Source organism: Pseudopedobacter saltans DSM 12145 (genome assembly GCF_000190735.1).
In the GTDB taxonomy this organism is placed as follows: Bacteria; Bacteroidota; Bacteroidia; order Sphingobacteriales; family Sphingobacteriaceae; genus Pseudopedobacter; species Pseudopedobacter saltans.
In genome coordinates this window covers 3,236,545-3,253,790 of sequence record NC_015177.1, presented here as the reverse complement: position 1 = coordinate 3,253,790, position 17,246 = coordinate 3,236,545, and the positions used below count along the sequence as shown (strand labels likewise).

Genomic DNA, 17,246 nt, shown 5'->3' with positions numbered 1-17,246 from the left:
AGTGATGGAGTTATTAAGTAGAGAGCAGCTAAAAACAAAAAACAGTAATTTGATTTGTCCCCCAGTTAGCACCCTGGAGTTACCAGAAAAAGTTTTGCAGTTTGGAACTGGAGTTTTGTTGAGAGGATTACCTAATTATTATATTAATAAAGCAAATTTAGAAGGAAACTTTAACGGACGTGTAGTCGTAGTAAAGTCAACTGATCAGGGCGGTACAAACGATTTTGATCAACAAAATAATTTATACACTATTTGCATCAGAGGAATTCAAAACGGAGAGAAAAAAGAGGAGAATCAGCTGGTTTCTGCAATAAGCAGGGTACTTACGGCGAGTAATCAATGGGAAGAAATTCTGGATTTTGCAGCAAGTCCCAGTTTAGAAGTAGTAATATCCAACACCACAGAGGTAGGCATTTGTTTAGAAGAAGACAATGTACACAGCCAGCCACCGGTTTCTTTTCCCGGGAAATTATTGGCGGTTCTTTACCATCGTTATAAAATGTACAACGGTTCTAAAGACAGGGGCTTGGTAATAGTTCCAACAGAGCTGATTCCAGATAACGGGACAAAATTAAAAGAGATTATTATTGAGCTGGCACTTCAAAATCAACTTCCTGAAGATTTTATTACCTGGCTTGAGACATGTAATCATTTTTGTAATTCACTGGTAGATAGAATAGTGCCTGGAAAACCTCATGCTGATATGAAACAGCCTTTAGAACAAGAATTGGGTTATAAAGACCAGCTGTTGATTATGTCTGAAGTTTATAGCTTATGGGCTATCGAAGGGAATGAAAAAGTAAAAGATGTTTTGAGTTTTGCGAAGTCTGATTCGGGTGTTGTAGTTACACCGGATATAGGTTTACATCGTGAACTAAAAATGCGATTGTTGAACGGAACACATACATTAAGCAGTGGTATTGCTTTTTTATCTGGGTTTTCAACCGTGAAACTGGCAATGGACGATTCCGACGTTTTTGCATATGTAGAGAATTTGATGAAGCAGGAAATTGCCAAATCTATTCCTTATGAGGTTGATGAGCAGATGGCAATTGATTTTGCAGATAATGTGATAGATCGTTTTAAAAATCCACATATCGAGCATAAATGGATTAGTATAACTATGAACTATACTTCTAAGTTAGCTATGCGTGTTATTCCCTTGTTGCTAAATTATGTAAAGAAATTTAATTCGGTTCCTGAATTAATGGCATTAGGTTTTGCTGCTTATATCGCATTTATGAATGGTTATGAGAAAGATGGCAAATACTATGGAGAAGTAGACGGCGAAGAATATCCAATTAATGATGATAAAGCTGCACAGGTAATAGCGTTGTGGGATAAAAACGGAAGAGAAGGTGTAGTTAAAGCGATTCTGAGTAATCAGAAATTGTGGGGTACCGATTTAACAGAAATCGAAGACTTTGAAATGGTAGTAAACGGTTATTTACAAAATATATTAGATCAATCTGTATTGTCGGCATTAAATAGCCAGACAGTGTAGGCATAAATAAAATGAAACATATAGTGTTGAAGGTAAATCCGAATGATAACGTATTGGTTGCATTAACGGATTTGAACAAAGGAGAGGTTATTCACTACGGCGGAGAGGATTTTGTACTTTCCGACAATGTGCAGGCAAAACATAAATTTCTTACTCAAGACCTGTCAAAAGGTGATGAAGTAATTATGTATGGTGTTCTTGTTGGGAAAGTACAGGAAGATTTAAAGAAGGGAAGCGTGTTAACGACAGCGAACCTGAAACATGCTGCTTTAGGTTTTGAGACTAGCGAAGAGAGAAAAACAACATGGAATACTCCGGATGTGTCTGCGTGGAAAGACAAAACTTTTAAAGGTTACCACCGGGCAGATGGAAGTGTTGGAACAGGAAATTACTGGTTAGTTGTACCTATGGTTTTCTGCGAAAACAGAAATCTGGATGTATTAAAAGAAGCTTTAATAGAGCCTTTGGGATACGGTCGCAAAAATGATTATCTGTCTCAGGCTGATAAACTGATAGCTATGTATCGCACCGGTGCAAAACCGAGTGATCTTTTAGAAACAGAAGTTTTTGTTGAGACGCAGAGTGATAAATCCAATAGAGTTTTTCCTAATGTAGATGGAATAAAATTCCTGAAACATGATGGTGGCTGTGGAGGAATCAGACAAGATGCGGAAACATTATGCGGCCTTTTGGCAGGATACATTACCCATCCTAACGTAGCGGGAGCAACCGTTTTAAGCTTAGGCTGTCAAAATGCGCAGGTTTCTATTTTACAAAAAGAGATTGCTAAAAGAGACGCAAACTTTTCTAAACCATTATATATTTTAGAGCAACAGCAGGTAGGGAAAGAGGCTGATTTAATTTCTGAAGCCTTAAAACAAACTATGGCAGGTTTAGCACAAGCAAATGAGAATGTAAGAAAAGATGCTCCTTTAAGCAAAATCACTATAGGTTTAGAATGTGGTGGATCTGACGGATTCTCGGGTATTTCTGCAAATCCGGCTATTGGTTATACATCAGATTTGTTAATCGCTTTAGGTGGATCGGTGATTTTGGCCGAATTCCCTGAACTTTGTGGAGTAGAACAAAATTTAAGCGACAGATGCATAACGGTAAACGAAGCCGAACGCTTTTCTAACCTGATGCGTACTTACGAGCAAAGAGCAGAAGAGGCAGGTTCTGGCTTTGATATGAACCCATCTCCGGGGAATATCAAAGATGGCTTAATAACCGATGCGATAAAATCTGCTGGAGCAGCAAAAAAAGGAGGGACTTCTCCGGTTGTAGAGGTTTTAGATTATCCGGAAAAAGTGACTAAACCAGGTTTAAATCTGTTATGTACACCGGGAAATGATGTAGAAAGTACCACGGCAGAAGTTGGATCTGGGGCGAACGTAGTATTGTTTACCACAGGTTTAGGTACCCCAACTGGAAACCCGATTACTCCCGTAATTAAAATAAGCAGTAATACTGCACTTTTCAATAAGATGAGTGATATCATCGATATCAATACCGGAACAATTATAGAAGGTGAAGAAACTATTGAGGAAGCAGGTGCCAGGATTCTGGATTATGTTATCGCGGTAGCGAGCGGAGAAATAGAAGTAAGTGCCGTAAAACACGGACAGGACGATTTTATTCCATGGAAAAGAGGAGTGAGTTTGTAATAGAATAAGTTTAACAAAAGTATAAATTAAGAGGCTATCGTAATCGGTTACGTAAAAAAATACGGTGACTTATATGATATAATCGGTGGTTTTTCCGATTTTACATCTCCATATAAGCTACGCGGGACTGAAAGCGATAGCTTCTTCGATTAAAAAAATTTAAAAGATGAAAGAAGGTTCGGTTATTCCAGAAGATTTTTTATTGTATTCAAAACAGGCAAAAGCATTATATCATGATTATGCTAAGGATATGCCTATTATAGATTATCACAACCATCTTCCTCCTAACGAAATTGCGGAGAACAAGAAGTTCAAAACAATTACTGAGATATGGTTAAAAGGTGACCATTATAAATGGCGAGCTATGAGAGCCATGGGAGTGGATGAAAGATATATTACCGGTGATGCCAGTGATCTGGAAAAATTTAAAGCCTGGGCTAAAATTGTTCCTGCAGTAATCAGAAATCCATTGTTCCATTGGACGCATATGGAGCTGAAAAATCCGTTTGGAATAAATAAATTTTTAAACGAGGATTCAGCTGAAGAAATTTATCATCATTGTAACGAGCTGTTAGCTCAGGATAACTTCTCTACACAAGGTTTGTTAAAAGGTTTTAATGTAGTAATGGTTGGTACAACTGATGACCCAACGGATTCGTTAGAGTACCACAAAACCTTATTAAACAGTGATTTTTCTATAAAAGTAAAGCCATCTTTCAGACCGGATAAATCATTAATTATTGGCGATGCAGGTAATTACAGAGCATATATAGCAAAATTATCTCAGGCGTCAGGTGTAGACATAAAAGATGTTGATTCACTGGTTGCAGCTTTAAGAAACAGAATTGAATTCTTTGCGGAGCATGGTGCTTCAATTTCTGACCACGGATTGAATACTGTTCCATCTAAGATTTCTCTTACTGCAGCACAAAAAGAAGAATTTAAAAAGTTCTTAGCTGGTGCCGTAGACTCTTTTTCTGATGTAGATGCATTTGCAGGTTACGTTCTAACAGAAGTTAGTAAAATTTATCATGAAAAAGATTGGGTGCAGCAATTTCATTTAGGTGCTATTAGAAATAATAACCACGGACAAATGAAAAGGTTAGGTCCGGATACAGGTTATGATTCAATTGCCGATTATCCACAGGCACAAAGTCTTTCTAATTTCTTAGGGAATTTAAGTTTAGAAGATCAATTGGCGAAAACAATTATCTATAATCTGAACCCTGCTGATAACGATGTTTTTGCAACTATGATTGGTAATTTCCAAGACGGAAAGACCAGAGGTAAGATGCAGTTCGGATCGGGCTGGTGGTTCCTTGATCAGAAAGATGGAATGGAAAAACAATTAAATTCTCTTTCAAATATGGGGGTTTTGAGTACATTTGTTGGTATGCTGACAGATTCCAGAAGTTTCTTGTCTTACTCTAGACACGAATATTTCAGAAGAATTTTATGTAATCTGTTAGGGAACGAAATGGAAAATGGACAAATTCCTGATGATGAGAAATGGATTGGTAAGATAGTTCAGGACATTTGTTTTAACAATGCAAAAAACTATTTTAATTTATAATGGCGAAAGTATTGACATTTGGAGAGCTTCTTTTAAGAATCTCTCCAGATGCAGAAGCCAACTGGCTAAAAGCCAATAAGGTTTCTGTTTTTGTGGGCGGAGCGGAGTTGAATGTAGCGACGGCTTTAGCAAAATGGGGTGTAGACGTTTCTTATCTTACAGCCCTCCCAGATCATTCTTTAACACATCAGATTCTAGATTATGTCAACGATCTGAATATCGATACTTCTAGAGTAGCTCTACAAGGAGAAAGAATCGGTACTTATTACCTTCACGAAGGAAAAGATTTGAAAAGCTCAGGTGTTATATATGATAGAGCTTATTCTTCTTTTTATTTTCTAAAGCCAGGTGATATCAATTGGGATAGTGTTTTAGAAGGCGTTACTCATTTTCAGTTTAGTGCAATATGTCCTGCTGTTTCGTTAAGCGCTGCAAACGTTTGCCTGGAGGCTGTAAAGGCCTGTAAAGAAAGAGGAATCTTTGTTGCGCTTGATCTAAACTTTAGAGCATTACTTTGGAAATACGGAAAAAGCCCTGTAGATATACTTCCGGAAATCGCGGAACATTGCGATTTAATTATGGGAAATATTTGGGCAGCTCACCGTATGTTGGGAACACCTTTATATGACGAGTTGATTGAACCAGATACTTTAGAAAAATACTATGAGCACTCCGCGAAAACTTCGCAAGAAATTATAGATCGTTTTTCATCATGTAAAATGGTAGCAAATACATTCAGGTTTGAAGCGGGAGAAGGAATTAGTTATTCTACCACTTTATACACCAAAGGTAAATTGTATAGCTCTAAAAAGTATGCTGCAGATAAAATCATAAATAAAGTGGGTAGTGGAGATACATTTATGGGAGGTTTGTTATTTGGGATAGTTAATGGGCTGGGAAATCAGGAAACTTTGGAATTTGCAACTGCAGCTGCTTATAAGAAGTTATTTATACCAACGGATGCTACTTCAACAACTAAAGAAGAGATTTTTGAAACTATAAACAATCATGATAAATAAAGAAGGAATACTAGATATTATTATAGAACAGGGAATGTTGCCTTTGTTCTATCATGAAGACAAAAACTTAAGTTTGAATGTTGTCAATACCCTGTATGATGCAGGAGTTAGAACCTTAGAGTATACAAACAGAGGCCCGGCTGCATTAGAAAATTTTAGATTTTTAAAGGAAAATACTAAAGGTTTAGAAGGATTTTATTTGGGTATAGGTACTATCAAGACGGCGAAAGAAGCGCAGGACTTTGTTGATGCTGGGGCTGATTATATTGTTGCACCAACAGTAAATGAAGAGGTAGCTAACGTAGCTAATTCAAACAATTTACTTTGGGTTCCAGGTTGTATGACACCTACAGAAATTAGTAAAGCACAAACTTTGGGCGCTTTATTGATTAAATTGTTTCCTGCAAATATTTTAGGTCCGGGTTTTATGGGAGCTATTAGAGAGCTTTTTGCAGGTCAAAAATTCATTCCTACCGGTGGTGTAGAAATCGAGGAGAATAATTTAAAAACCTGGTTCAAGTCGGGCGTTTGTGCAGTAGGAATGGGTAGTAAAATGATTACGAAAGAAATTCTTGATAATGGCGATTTAGCTACTTTAAAAGCAAACGCTTTGAAAGCATTAACTTTAATCAAACAATCAAAATAATAGAACCTAAAAAATTAAACGACATGAGTACAAAAAAAGTAGGGAAATACAGGTGGTCGATATGCGCCCTTTTGTTTTTCGCAACTACAATCAACTATCTAGACAGGCAGGTTCTGTCGCTAACCTGGAAAGATTTTATTGCTCCGGAATTTCATTGGACAAATAATGACTATGGAAATATCACGGCCTTATTCTCTATTTTTTATGCCGTAAGTATGCTTTTTGCCGGTCGCTTTGTCGATTGGATGGATACCAAGAAAGGATTCTTATGGGCTATTGGTATATGGTCTATTGGAGCTGTGTTACATGCTTATTGCGGTATTGCTACATCAGGAATTGTGGCAGGAAAATGGTTCGTTGGTTTTGAAGGAGCGAAAGAAGCAATCGCTACCGTTAATGATATTGGGCTGATACTTAACGTGAGTGTAGCTTTATTTATTTTTGCACGTTTTGTATTGGCGGTTGGGGAGGCAGGAAACTTTCCTGCGGCAATTAAAGCTACCGCGGAATACTTCCCTAAAAAGGACAGAGCTTTAGCAACAAGTATTTTTAACGCAGGAGCAACTGTTGGTGCATTAGCTGCTCCAATCACAATACCGGTTATTGCTGCGCATTGGGGATGGGAAATGTCTTTTATCATCATCGGTGCTTTAGGCTTTATTTGGATGGGATTTTGGGTGTTTATGTATCAGAAGCCAGAAGTTCATCCTAAAGTTTCTAAAGAGGAGCTTGCCTATATTCAACAGGATAGTGCTGAAAATGTACAAACTGAAGTAGTAGAAACGAAGAAAGTGTCTTTTGTGGAGTGTTTTAAGCACAAACAAACCTGGGCTTTTGCATTTGGTAAGTTTATGACTGATGGGGTATGGTGGTTTTTCTTATTTTGGGCACCGGCCTATTTAAGCTCTGTTTACGGAATTAAATCATCGGATGTAGAAGGACAGTTGGCGATATTCGTTTTATATGCTATTACGCTTTTGTCTATTATTGGCGGTTGGTTGCCAACTTATTTTGTAGAGAACAAAGGAATGAATCCTTATGCTGGTCGTATGAAGGCGATGTTAATCTTTGCGTTCTTTCCATTAGTGGTTCTTTTTGCTCAGCCATTGGGGCATATTACTTATTGGATTCCCGTTATTTTAATCGGTATCGGTGGTGCAGCACATCAGGCATGGTCAGCTAATATATTCTCTACTGTAGGAGATATGTTCCCTAAATCAGCAATTGCTACGGTTACGGGAATCGGCGGTATGGCTGGGGGTATAGGTGCTTTTATTATCAATAAAAGTTCTGGAGTACTTTTCGATTATGCAGGTCAAACAGGTATGGTGTTTATGGGATTCAAAGGTGAAGAAGCAGGATATTTTATTATATTCTCTGTTTGTGCGGTGGCTTACCTGATTGCGTGGGTTGTAATGAAGTCTTTGGTGCCGAAAATGAAAATGGTTGAAATGTAATACTGATTGATTTCAAATAAATAAAATAAAATAGAAAAGGCGGAGATTTTCTCCGCCTTTTCTATTTTATTGCTCTAAAATTTTCTGGATTCCCAATTCAAGTCCTCTTAATTCCGCCAGACCTTTCAGTCTGCCTATAGCGGAATAACCAGGATATGGATTTTTACTTAAATCATCGAGCATTTGATGTCCATGATCAGGGCGCATAGGAATGGCTCTATTTTCTTTTTTCATAAGTCTAACTAGGCGCTTGATGATTTCGAACATATTTGCGTCTCCTTTCAGATGATTGGCTTCATAGAAGTTCCCCAACTCGTCACGCTTCGTGCTCCTTAAATGGGTGAAATATATTCTGGATCCCAGTTTATCAATCATTTCTGGAAGATTATTATCTGGCCGAGCTCCAAAAGACCCACTGCAAAAGCAGAAACCATTGGATTTAGCTGGTACTTTATTCATTATATATAAAGCATCTGTTTGTGTAGACATTATTCTCGGCAGTCCTAAAATAGGATATGGAGGGTCGTCCGGGTGTATTGCTAATTGAATATCGAGTTGGTCTGCCAGCGGCGTTATCTCTTCTAAAAACGAAACTAGATTCTGTCTTAATATTTGTGCATCTATTCCTTTATATTCGTTCAGAAGTCCTAAAACCTGTTCTGAGGTAAAGTTTTCTTTACTGCCAGGTAATGCTTGCAAACAGGTAGAATTTAATTTGCTTTTCTCGGCTGGAGAGAGTTTATCGAAGAGGGATTTGGCTTTTTCTCTGTCTTTCGGGGAATAATCTTTTTCTGCTTCTGGCCTTTTTAAAAGGAACAGATCAAAAGCTATAAAGGCCAATTTTTCAAACCTCAAAGCCAGCGCTCCTGACGAAAGTTTGTATTGCAGATCTGTACGCATCCAGTCGAGAACAGGCATAAAATTGTAAGTAATAACCTTAATGTCACATTCAGAAAGATTCCTTAAGCTTTCTATATAATTATTGATATACAGTTTGTAATTGCCGTTTCTCTTTTTAATATCGTCATGGACAGGAAGGCTTTCAACGACTTCCCATCGCAGCCCTTCCAATTCTATTATATGTTTTCTTTCTTCAATTTCTTTTATTTCCCAGATTTCTCCAACTGGTATTTGATGTAAGGCTGTAACCACGCCTGTACAGCCAGCTTGTTTTAAATCTTTTAATGATACAATGTCAGTAGGACCATACCACCTCATGGTTTGTATTAAACTCATTTTATTTATATTTTTTGCAATCGGTATCAAATAAACTTTGATGTAAATATACAAAGTTATGCAATCGGTTGCTGTTTTGGTTTTTTAGTTTCTATTTTGCTATCAAACCAATTTGGTCTTCAAACTAATTCTTCAAAGTTTGGTTTCGACTGATTTATACTATTATTTGAGAAAACTAACAAAAAGTATCTTATTGTTATGCAACCGATAACAGTTATTTTTGACTTGTATTAAAGTGTTTTTTAAAAAAATCATATAAAAAGACGAAAAATTTATGCAATCGGTTGCAAAATTCAATTTAAGTTTTTAATTTTATCATAACCAATTAAAGCTTAATCGAAAAGCTGATTGATCATTTAAATAATAAACATTTATAAACTTAAAAATGAGATTAGCATTTAGGGTATAGTGAAATTTCGGTTTACTAAACAACCCGTCCCACTTAAAGAAATAAACGAACGAAAATTTATTCAGTTATGAACAAAGCCAACCAATTAAAGAAAACTAAATTATTGTTGCTATTTATGATAGCGACATTTATTTTGCCTCTGGGAGCTTTTGCCCAGGCAAATTTAAAAGGTAGGGTGCTGGACGAAACGGGTCAGCCTTTACCGGGTGCTGCAGTAAAAGCAAAAGGCGGTACTTCTAGTACCTTGACGGGAGCTAACGGAGATTTCGAGCTTAAGTCGTCGTCTTCCATATCTGCAATTATTGTTTCCTACATTGGATATGAAAGTAAGGAAGTCAACGTGTCAGGAAAAACAAATATTACTGTGACATTAAATCCCGACCAAAAGAACTTGCAGGAGGTAGTAGTGATAGGTTATGGTACGCAAAGAGCTGAAGCAGTGACAGGTTCTGTAGCTTCAATAAAAGGAGAAGCCTTAAGAGAAGTACCTTCGGCTAATATTACCCAGGCTTTACAGGGGCGTGTTGCCGGCGTAGAAATGACACAAACTTCGAGCAGACCTGGTTCGGGAATGCAAATTCGTATTAGGGGAACTCGATCTTTGAATGCTGACCCAAACTCTGGACAAGATGCGCCTTTAGTAGTTTTAGATGGAATTCCTTTTTCGGGTTCTATCAATGATATTGATCCCAATAGTATAAGAAGTATAGATATTTTAAAGGATGCCTCTGCTACCGCAATATATGGTTCCCGCGGAGCCAATGGAGTAATTTTAGTTACATCGTTCAGGGGGCAGAAGGGCCAGGCAGCAAGAGTTTCATATAATTCTTTTTACGGGCTTAAGAATTTATTTTCCCGCGTCCCAATGATGGACGGTCCTGAATTCGCTCGTCTAAGAACAGAAGCCACTAAAACTCAACAAGAATTGAATATTGGAACTTTTGCACCTTCGTCAGATGAGCTTGATAATGCAAATACTGATTGGCAGGATTTACTTTATAGGAATGCGATGACGATGAGTCATGACGTAAATCTTTCCAAAGGCTCAGAAAGAGGTAATTTTTCTGTTGGTATAGGTTATTATAAAGATCAGTCTGTTCTGCCTACTAATGATTTTAATAGATATTCTATAAGAGCCGCTGTAGATCAGGAGGCTGGGAAGTATTTCCGGTTTGGTTTAACATCTAATAACAGCTATACAGTTACTGAAGGTAATCAAGTTGGCATTTCTGATGCATTGGGCGCTTCACCCCTGGCTTCGCCGTATGATGCAAATGGAAACTTAAAGCGATCTACATATGCTTCTACAGATCCTTATAAGGTGTGGACCAAGGACTTAATAAACGATTTAAAAGATAGATGGTTGAGTGAAGCCAAAGGTTTAGGCTCATATAATAATATGTATGTTGAGGTTCGGGCGCCTTGGGTTGAGGGTTTAAAGGCTAGAGTGAATTTAGGATTGAATATTCGTCAAACTACCGGTGGAAATTTTACTGGAAAAGGGGTTACTAGTGCTACAAACCCTAATGAACCTTCAACAGCAGGAATTAACAATTCTACAATGACGGATTGGGCAATTGAAAACTTACTAACTTACGATCGTAGATTCGGTAAACACGAATTTAATGCGGTTGGATTGTATTCTGCTCAAGAAAATACATTTTACCGTTCGGATATTTCTGTAAGGGATCTGGCTGCAGAGCATTTTCAATATTTTAACTTGGGGCAGGCTCCACAGGGAAATATTACAATTAATCCCGATAATCAAGGTCATACCGTTTGGGGCTTACAATCTTGGATGGGGCGTGTGATGTACAATTATGATAATCGTTATATGCTATCCGCTACGTTAAGAGCTGACGGCTCTTCTCGATTAGCGCCCGGAAGAAAATGGCATACTTATCCAGCAGTTTCCGCAGGATGGAACATAGCTCAGGAGTCTTTTATGAGTGAAGTTACTCCTTTAAGCTTATTGAAATTAAGAGTTGGTTATGGAGTAACATCTAATCAGGCGGTTGCTCCTTATGCTACTTTGGGCAGGTTAAGTAATCGATTTTATAACTTTGGAGATAACGGAGATGAAAGTTATGAGACTGGTTATATTATCTCAGAATTGCCAAACGAGAATTTAGGGTGGGAGTTCACAAATACCTGGAACTTCGGTTTAGACTTCGGACTTTTTGCAGGACGTTTAAGTGGTACAATAGAATATTATAAACAGCACACAAAAGATATACTTTTAGCTGTTGATTTGCCTCCAACAACCGGTGTAAACAGATTTACCAGTAATATAGGAGAAACGGAAAACAAAGGTTTTGAGCTTTCTCTAAATGGTGTAATCATAGATAATCCAAACGGTTTTAGATGGGAAGCAGGAGTTAATTTATACACAAATCGTAATAAATTATTAGCACTGACATCTGGCTCAGATAGGAATGAGGGTAACTGGTGGTTTGTAGGTCATCCTATTAATGTTATTTACGATTATGAGCGAATTGGACTTTGGCAGACTGGAGATTCTCATTTAAATGTTCTAGAACCAGGAGGAAATGTAGGGATGATCAAGGTTAAGTATACTGGAGAGTATGATAATAATGGTGTTCCAGTGAGACAAATTGGCGCAGCTGATCGCCAGATTTTAGACTTTGACCCGAAATTTCAAGGAGGATTTAATACTCGTTTCTCTTACAAAGGCTTTGATTTAGGAATTGTAGCTGCATTTAAGAATGGTGGTACATTGATTTCCACTTTACACGGAGGAACTAGTTATTTAAACCTATTGAATGGACGACACAATAACGTTAGTGTGGACTATTGGACACCTGAAAATACGGGAGCCAAATATCCTAGACCCGGAGGGATAACAGCAGCAGATAATCCCAAGTATATGAGTACTATGGCGTATTTTGATGCCTCTTATTTGAAAATTAGAACTATTTCTTTAGGCTATAATTTTAATGGTAAGTGGATGGAAAATGCAGGTATTAGCCAAGCAAGAATTTATTTTACCGCTCAAAATCCGTTCGTTTTATTTTCACCGTTTCATAAAGAGTCAGGTATGGATCCCGAACCGAACTCCTACGGAAATCAAAATCAAGCTGTTACTACTCAAATTGTACAACGTTTGCCTGTAGTAGGTTATAATGTACCTGCCACGCGAAACTATTTAGTAGGACTTAATTTCACTTTTTAAAATTACTAGTTATGCAAAAGTTAAATAAGATGTTAGCAGTTACCAGTTTGTTTCTAGCAACTGGCTGTAATGATATTCTGGAAGAAACCCCTCGTGATAGATTTGAACCTGGTTTCTTTAAAACTGAAGATGGTATTAGAGGCGGATTAACGGGTTTGTACTCGGGGTTGCGGAGGCTTTACGGACAACCGTATTATTATAATGCCACGGAAACTGGAACAGATGAATACACCTACGGCTCTCAGGCAGATGGAAATTTCAGAGCAGCGGATTTATCTGGTTTGGGTATTCCCGATGCTCAAAATAGTAGATGGGACGTTTTATGGAATACTGCTTACGCAAATATTAATTCAGCAAGTGGCATCATAGCAAATGGTACTGAAGCGGGTATTTCTCCCTCACTCATTTCAGAGGCTAGATTTTTCAGAGCATTTTCCTATTTTCTTCTTGTTCAGACTTTCGGCGGTGTTCCTCTGGATTTAGGGGGTGGAATACTCCAATATAACACTACACCAACCTTAACCTCTGTTAGAAATACGGTGCCAGAGGTTTATACGAAAGGTGTATTTCCTGATTTACTTCAAGCTATTAATGAGTTACAGGATAATCCAAGGGTAATTGGAGCCGTTACAAAGAATGTTGCTCGTCTTACGTTAGCAAAGGCTTATTTGACGTATGGTTGGTGGCTTCAAAATCCAAATAATGTTCCAACTTATCCAGAAACTGCTAGAAACGATCCCGATGGGCACGATGCACAATGGTATTTTCAAAAAGCCTACGATATCGCGGTAACAGGTATTGATAGTCCCGGATCATACAGTTTACAGCCAACTTTTTATGACGTGAATCTCGCACAAAATGATCGTAATAGTGAAATTATGCTCTTTGCTGATCATACAGAGGCGAATGCTCAATACAGCGAGAGTAATATTACCGGATGGGATGGTGGCGATGGTCAGAACCAAGCGGGTTGGATGGTTACATGGTATTTTCAGAATCTTAAAGCAAGTAAAACAGCTGGAACCTGGTCTTCTGTTGATGCTACGTTTAGAACAGTTCAGGCTGGTCAATCGTATACACGACCATGGATGCGTATGGCACCTCCTATAGATGTATTTACGCGAACATTTGCAGATAAAACAAGTGACTCTAGGTTTAATGGGACTTTTACGACAGTTTATAGAGCGACTTGGAAACTCAATCCCAATAGGGCAGAAAATATTTTATACGGAGCAAATTATTTGCCAATAGCACCGAATGACAAAATACTCTCTTTTCTGCCTTCTGATCCGGGAGGAATCAGTTATCCAGTAGATCCAAACCCCAATCCAAATAACGTTATTCTTAACCAGGATGGTACCGAAGCTGGATTTTTACCTGGAAGGGCTGACTTTGTAATTCCGCTAGATAAAATTTCAAGAAATATTTACCCTGGACTATGGAAGCTAGGAGCTTATAGAAAGGCTAGCGATTACAATGATGACAAAATCGCAAGTTCTCGCCCTTTTAATATTTTAAAGTTTTCTGAATTCTATTTCGTTGCGGCGGAGGCGGCTGTTAAAGGCGCCAATGTTCAAGCTGGAAAAAGTGCTCGTGATTTAATAAATGTTATTAGAGCAAGAGCAGGAAAGTGGAGGTTTGATGTGGCTGAAAATGTCACTAAGATTGCTGATAACTCTGCGGCAATGATGGCTGCCACTCCTGCGGTAATAGATATTAACTATATTTTAGATGAAAGATCCAGAGAATTCTTTGGTGAAGGCTATCGTTGGCATGATTTAGCCCGGACGCAAAAATGGGAGGAATATGCTGGTTCTTATCGTATTTCCCAAGTAGGTGGAACAGCGCCTGTTACAGTCAATAGAGAGTTGCCAAAATATCTTTATTTGAGACCTATTCCTCAGGGGCAATTAGATCGGATGAGTGGAGATGCGGCTTATAAAAAGAATTATCAAAACCCAGGATATAATTAATATCTTAAAATGTAATCACCACAGAGGAGCATAGTCTCCTCTGTATTAACCTCTCAATGCTAACTCCAATTGTTTATGTAAACCTTTAAAAACAAAAAATGAAAAAGTTACTAATTTTATCATGTTTTACATTCTGTCTGTTGTTAATAGACAATACTAAAACTTTTGCACAGTGTGGAATTCAGAGTTCTCATAATGTTTTTTGCTACTCTGCTTATGGTACAGGGTATCAGCAACTTTATTATATAACTCCGGGAGTGCCGGTTATTATTTCAACTTATTTTTATATTAGTTCATCAGGGAATATCACTGGTGCAGAGGCAGATTTAGGAGGTCGTATGTGGCTTTATACAGCCTCAAGTGTAGGAGGGAATTATGGAGGAACCACTTTCTCTGCATCGGAGAACACAGATGGCATTCTTTATTTAGCTCTCGGTTCTACTAAAGATGGTACAGGTCAAATAGGTGCCTATTGGTAGTTCTAATCGGTTATTCAACAACAAGTGATCAATTGCACTAGAAATTAATTTTAATTGGAGTTAGCTGTTAAAAAAAATCATTATTAATTTTTTAGTTGATAACCTGTTTATGCTAAAAAAGCTCTTTATTTTACATTTATTAGTTTTCAATTTTTTAAACATTCAAGCTCAAGTAGCAGATAAGGTAATTTTATCTATAGGGAAAGTTGATATTACCCAATATGAGCTGGAGAAGAATCTAAATATTTTTAAAGTAGATTTTATCAGAAAAAATAATTCTAATCCAACATCTGATCATGTGAAAGAATGGCTTCAAAGCTTTGTTAACCATACCTATTTACTTGCTGATGCTTACGAAAAAGGGTTTGATACGCTTAAAGAAGTAAGCGCTAAAGTTGAGGGCATGGAGCACCTCGTGTTGAGTCAACCAGGTGGACTGCTTGATGAAAAAATGGCGAAGGAGGAGTTGACCGCAGGCGAAGCAGAGGATGCTTTACGGGCTGCTTCAAAAAATATAATAGTCGAGTATTTAGATTTTGAAAACTATCAACAAGTTGTTAAACTTATAGGAGAACGTGTTGTAAGAAATCGTTCAGAATTCGATAATGCAGTCACCAAGAATTCTGAAGTCAAAGTTGCCGAATTTAAAGTCGATACCCTTAAATGGCCTTTTGCACTGTTTGACAATAAAATAGAAATAGCTTCGGCTTTGAAATCGAATGAGATCATTTTTTTTGAATCTTCCAATACCCGCTATTATCTTGTTCATGTAAAAGACATTGCTATCAGATCTGAATCGGATATGAATAGTATTAAAAGTGAGATCATTAATTTCTTGGTACGTGAAGAGCAAGTAAAAGCAAGAGCAAAATATCAAAAAGAAATCGAGCAAAAATCACAGGCATTTATAAATAACGAAGCGCTGTCTCGATTAATAAAATATATGGCAAACTATTGGGGAATGCATGAGTTTGATAAAAAAACATTTTCAGATTATCTACAATTAAATCTCATCTCTTATAATTTCGACAAGCAGACAAAAACTATTTCCGTAAATCAATTTATTGACTATTACAATTATCTCCCGCTGAAAAGAGCAATAGAACAAGAAGCTGATATTCACTACTATTTACAGGCTATGGTTTATGATGTTTATGCTTATCAGAAAGCGAAGGAATATGGATTAACGCGGGAACGTAGATTTTTACTTGATAAAGAAAATTATAAAAAGAATATCATTTATAGTCTATATGAAAGACAAATGAGAGAAGGGATTAATATTTCTGACAAAGAATTGAAGGAAAAATATGATTTAGGTAAAGCAGGATTTATTCAGGCCACAGAAGTGAATGTCAGTATTTACTATTTTGATAACCTTAGTAATGCTATAACAGGCATGATAAATCTAAAAAAAGATGGACGAGAAATAAATAAACTACTGGGTATTAAAAATGTAGAACGGAAACAATTAAATAATCAAAGTACTCTTTTTCCTGATACTGTTAAAAATATGATTTTTTCTATTAACAATGGAAGTGTGCTAAGGCCGTTCTTTCACAATGGGCAATATGTCGTAGTGGTAAAGGAGTCGGAATCTGGTCAGAGAGTTAAGAATATGAATGAAATGAAAGAAGTCTTAATAAAGGAGATACGAAATGAAAAACTCAAATATAGAATGACTGCATATTTAACAGATTTGAAGGCTCTTTATCCAGTAAAAAACGAAATCAATTATAAAGTATATTAATTTTTAATAAGAGTCTTATTTTTTCAAAAAAAACATCACATGTCTTTTGCAAGTGCTGAGATAATTACTCTGCTCTTTTACAATTTGGCCACATAGGTAATGGGTTATTATAATTGGTTGAGGCGGCTGTAGGGATACAGCCGCTCATTTTTGTACTGTTTATACATAAACACCTGATTTTTACTATTTACTTTCAGATAGAAAGCATAATTATTCATCTCACTCACTATCTAAGAGATGTTGATTCAAGTTCAGCATGGTAAGTTGGTTACAATATGCGAACTTGTTGATGAGGCTCAGAAGAACAAATATGTTCTATGTTCTTGTCCAAACTCAAATAATA

11 protein-coding genes are annotated in these 17,246 nt (G+C 37.1%); 10 read left to right on the top strand and 1 reads right to left on the bottom strand.

Translation table 11 applies throughout. The features are described 5' to 3' along the window. The first annotated feature begins 4 nt into the window (after nucleotides 1-4). From PEDSA_RS13700 to PEDSA_RS13675, 6 genes are all read left to right on the top strand, one after another. Nucleotides 5-1,504: a tagaturonate reductase gene (locus PEDSA_RS13700; RefSeq protein ID WP_013633748.1), complete on the top strand. Its 1,500-nt coding sequence runs from the start codon at nucleotides 5-7 to the stop codon at nucleotides 1,502-1,504. Between the two features lie 11 nt (nucleotides 1,505-1,515). After that, on the top strand, nucleotides 1,516-3,171 hold the full coding sequence (locus tag PEDSA_RS13695) for a UxaA family hydrolase (RefSeq protein WP_013633747.1): 1,656 nt from the start codon (nucleotides 1,516-1,518) through the stop codon (nucleotides 3,169-3,171). A 166-nt stretch (nucleotides 3,172-3,337) separates the two neighbouring features. After that, the gene (uxaC, locus tag PEDSA_RS13690; RefSeq protein ID WP_013633746.1) at nucleotides 3,338-4,744 is read left to right on the top strand and encodes a glucuronate isomerase; all 1,407 of its coding nucleotides are present in this window, start codon (nucleotides 3,338-3,340) and stop codon (nucleotides 4,742-4,744) included. Then, a complete protein-coding gene (locus PEDSA_RS13685) occupies nucleotides 4,744-5,763 on the top strand; it encodes a sugar kinase (RefSeq protein ID WP_013633745.1) in 1,020 nt (339 codons plus the stop codon). Before uxaC ends, PEDSA_RS13685 begins: the two co-directional genes overlap by 1 nt. Beyond that, nucleotides 5,753-6,409, top strand: coding sequence for a beta/alpha barrel domain-containing protein (locus PEDSA_RS13680; protein ID WP_013633744.1), 657 nt, complete (start codon nucleotides 5,753-5,755; stop codon nucleotides 6,407-6,409). The genes PEDSA_RS13685 and PEDSA_RS13680 overlap by 11 nt, the downstream gene beginning before the upstream one ends. A gap of 23 nt (nucleotides 6,410-6,432) precedes the next feature. Continuing rightward, on the top strand, nucleotides 6,433-7,866 hold the full coding sequence (locus PEDSA_RS13675) for an MFS transporter (protein ID WP_013633743.1): 1,434 nt from the start codon (nucleotides 6,433-6,435) through the stop codon (nucleotides 7,864-7,866). Between the two features lie 66 nt (nucleotides 7,867-7,932). On the opposite strand, the gene uxuA is transcribed toward PEDSA_RS13675, so the two are convergent. Beyond that, complete coding sequence (gene uxuA, locus PEDSA_RS13670; RefSeq protein ID WP_013633742.1) at nucleotides 7,933-9,102, bottom strand: mannonate dehydratase; 1,170 nt, start codon at nucleotides 9,100-9,102, stop codon at nucleotides 7,933-7,935. A gap of 476 nt (nucleotides 9,103-9,578) precedes the next feature. On the opposite strand from uxuA, the gene PEDSA_RS13665 reads away from it, so the two are divergent. The 4 genes from PEDSA_RS13665 (at nucleotide 9,579) to PEDSA_RS13650 (ending at nucleotide 16,903) form a co-directional block, all read left to right on the top strand. Beyond that, entirely contained in the window at nucleotides 9,579-12,704 is a 3,126-nt protein-coding gene (locus PEDSA_RS13665) for a SusC/RagA family TonB-linked outer membrane protein (RefSeq protein ID WP_013633741.1), read from the top strand. An 11-nt stretch (nucleotides 12,705-12,715) separates the two neighbouring features. Continuing rightward, complete coding sequence (locus PEDSA_RS13660) at nucleotides 12,716-14,677, top strand: RagB/SusD family nutrient uptake outer membrane protein (protein ID WP_013633740.1); 1,962 nt, start codon at nucleotides 12,716-12,718, stop codon at nucleotides 14,675-14,677. Between the two features lie 98 nt (nucleotides 14,678-14,775). Continuing rightward, nucleotides 14,776-15,156, top strand: a complete 381-nt coding sequence (locus tag PEDSA_RS13655) for a hypothetical protein (protein ID WP_013633739.1) — start codon at nucleotides 14,776-14,778, stop codon at nucleotides 15,154-15,156. Between the two features lie 109 nt (nucleotides 15,157-15,265). After that, nucleotides 15,266-16,903 (top strand): hypothetical protein, encoded by a 1,638-nt coding sequence (locus PEDSA_RS13650; RefSeq protein ID WP_013633738.1) that lies wholly within the window; start codon nucleotides 15,266-15,268, stop codon nucleotides 16,901-16,903. Nucleotides 16,904-17,246 lie beyond the last annotated feature (343 nt).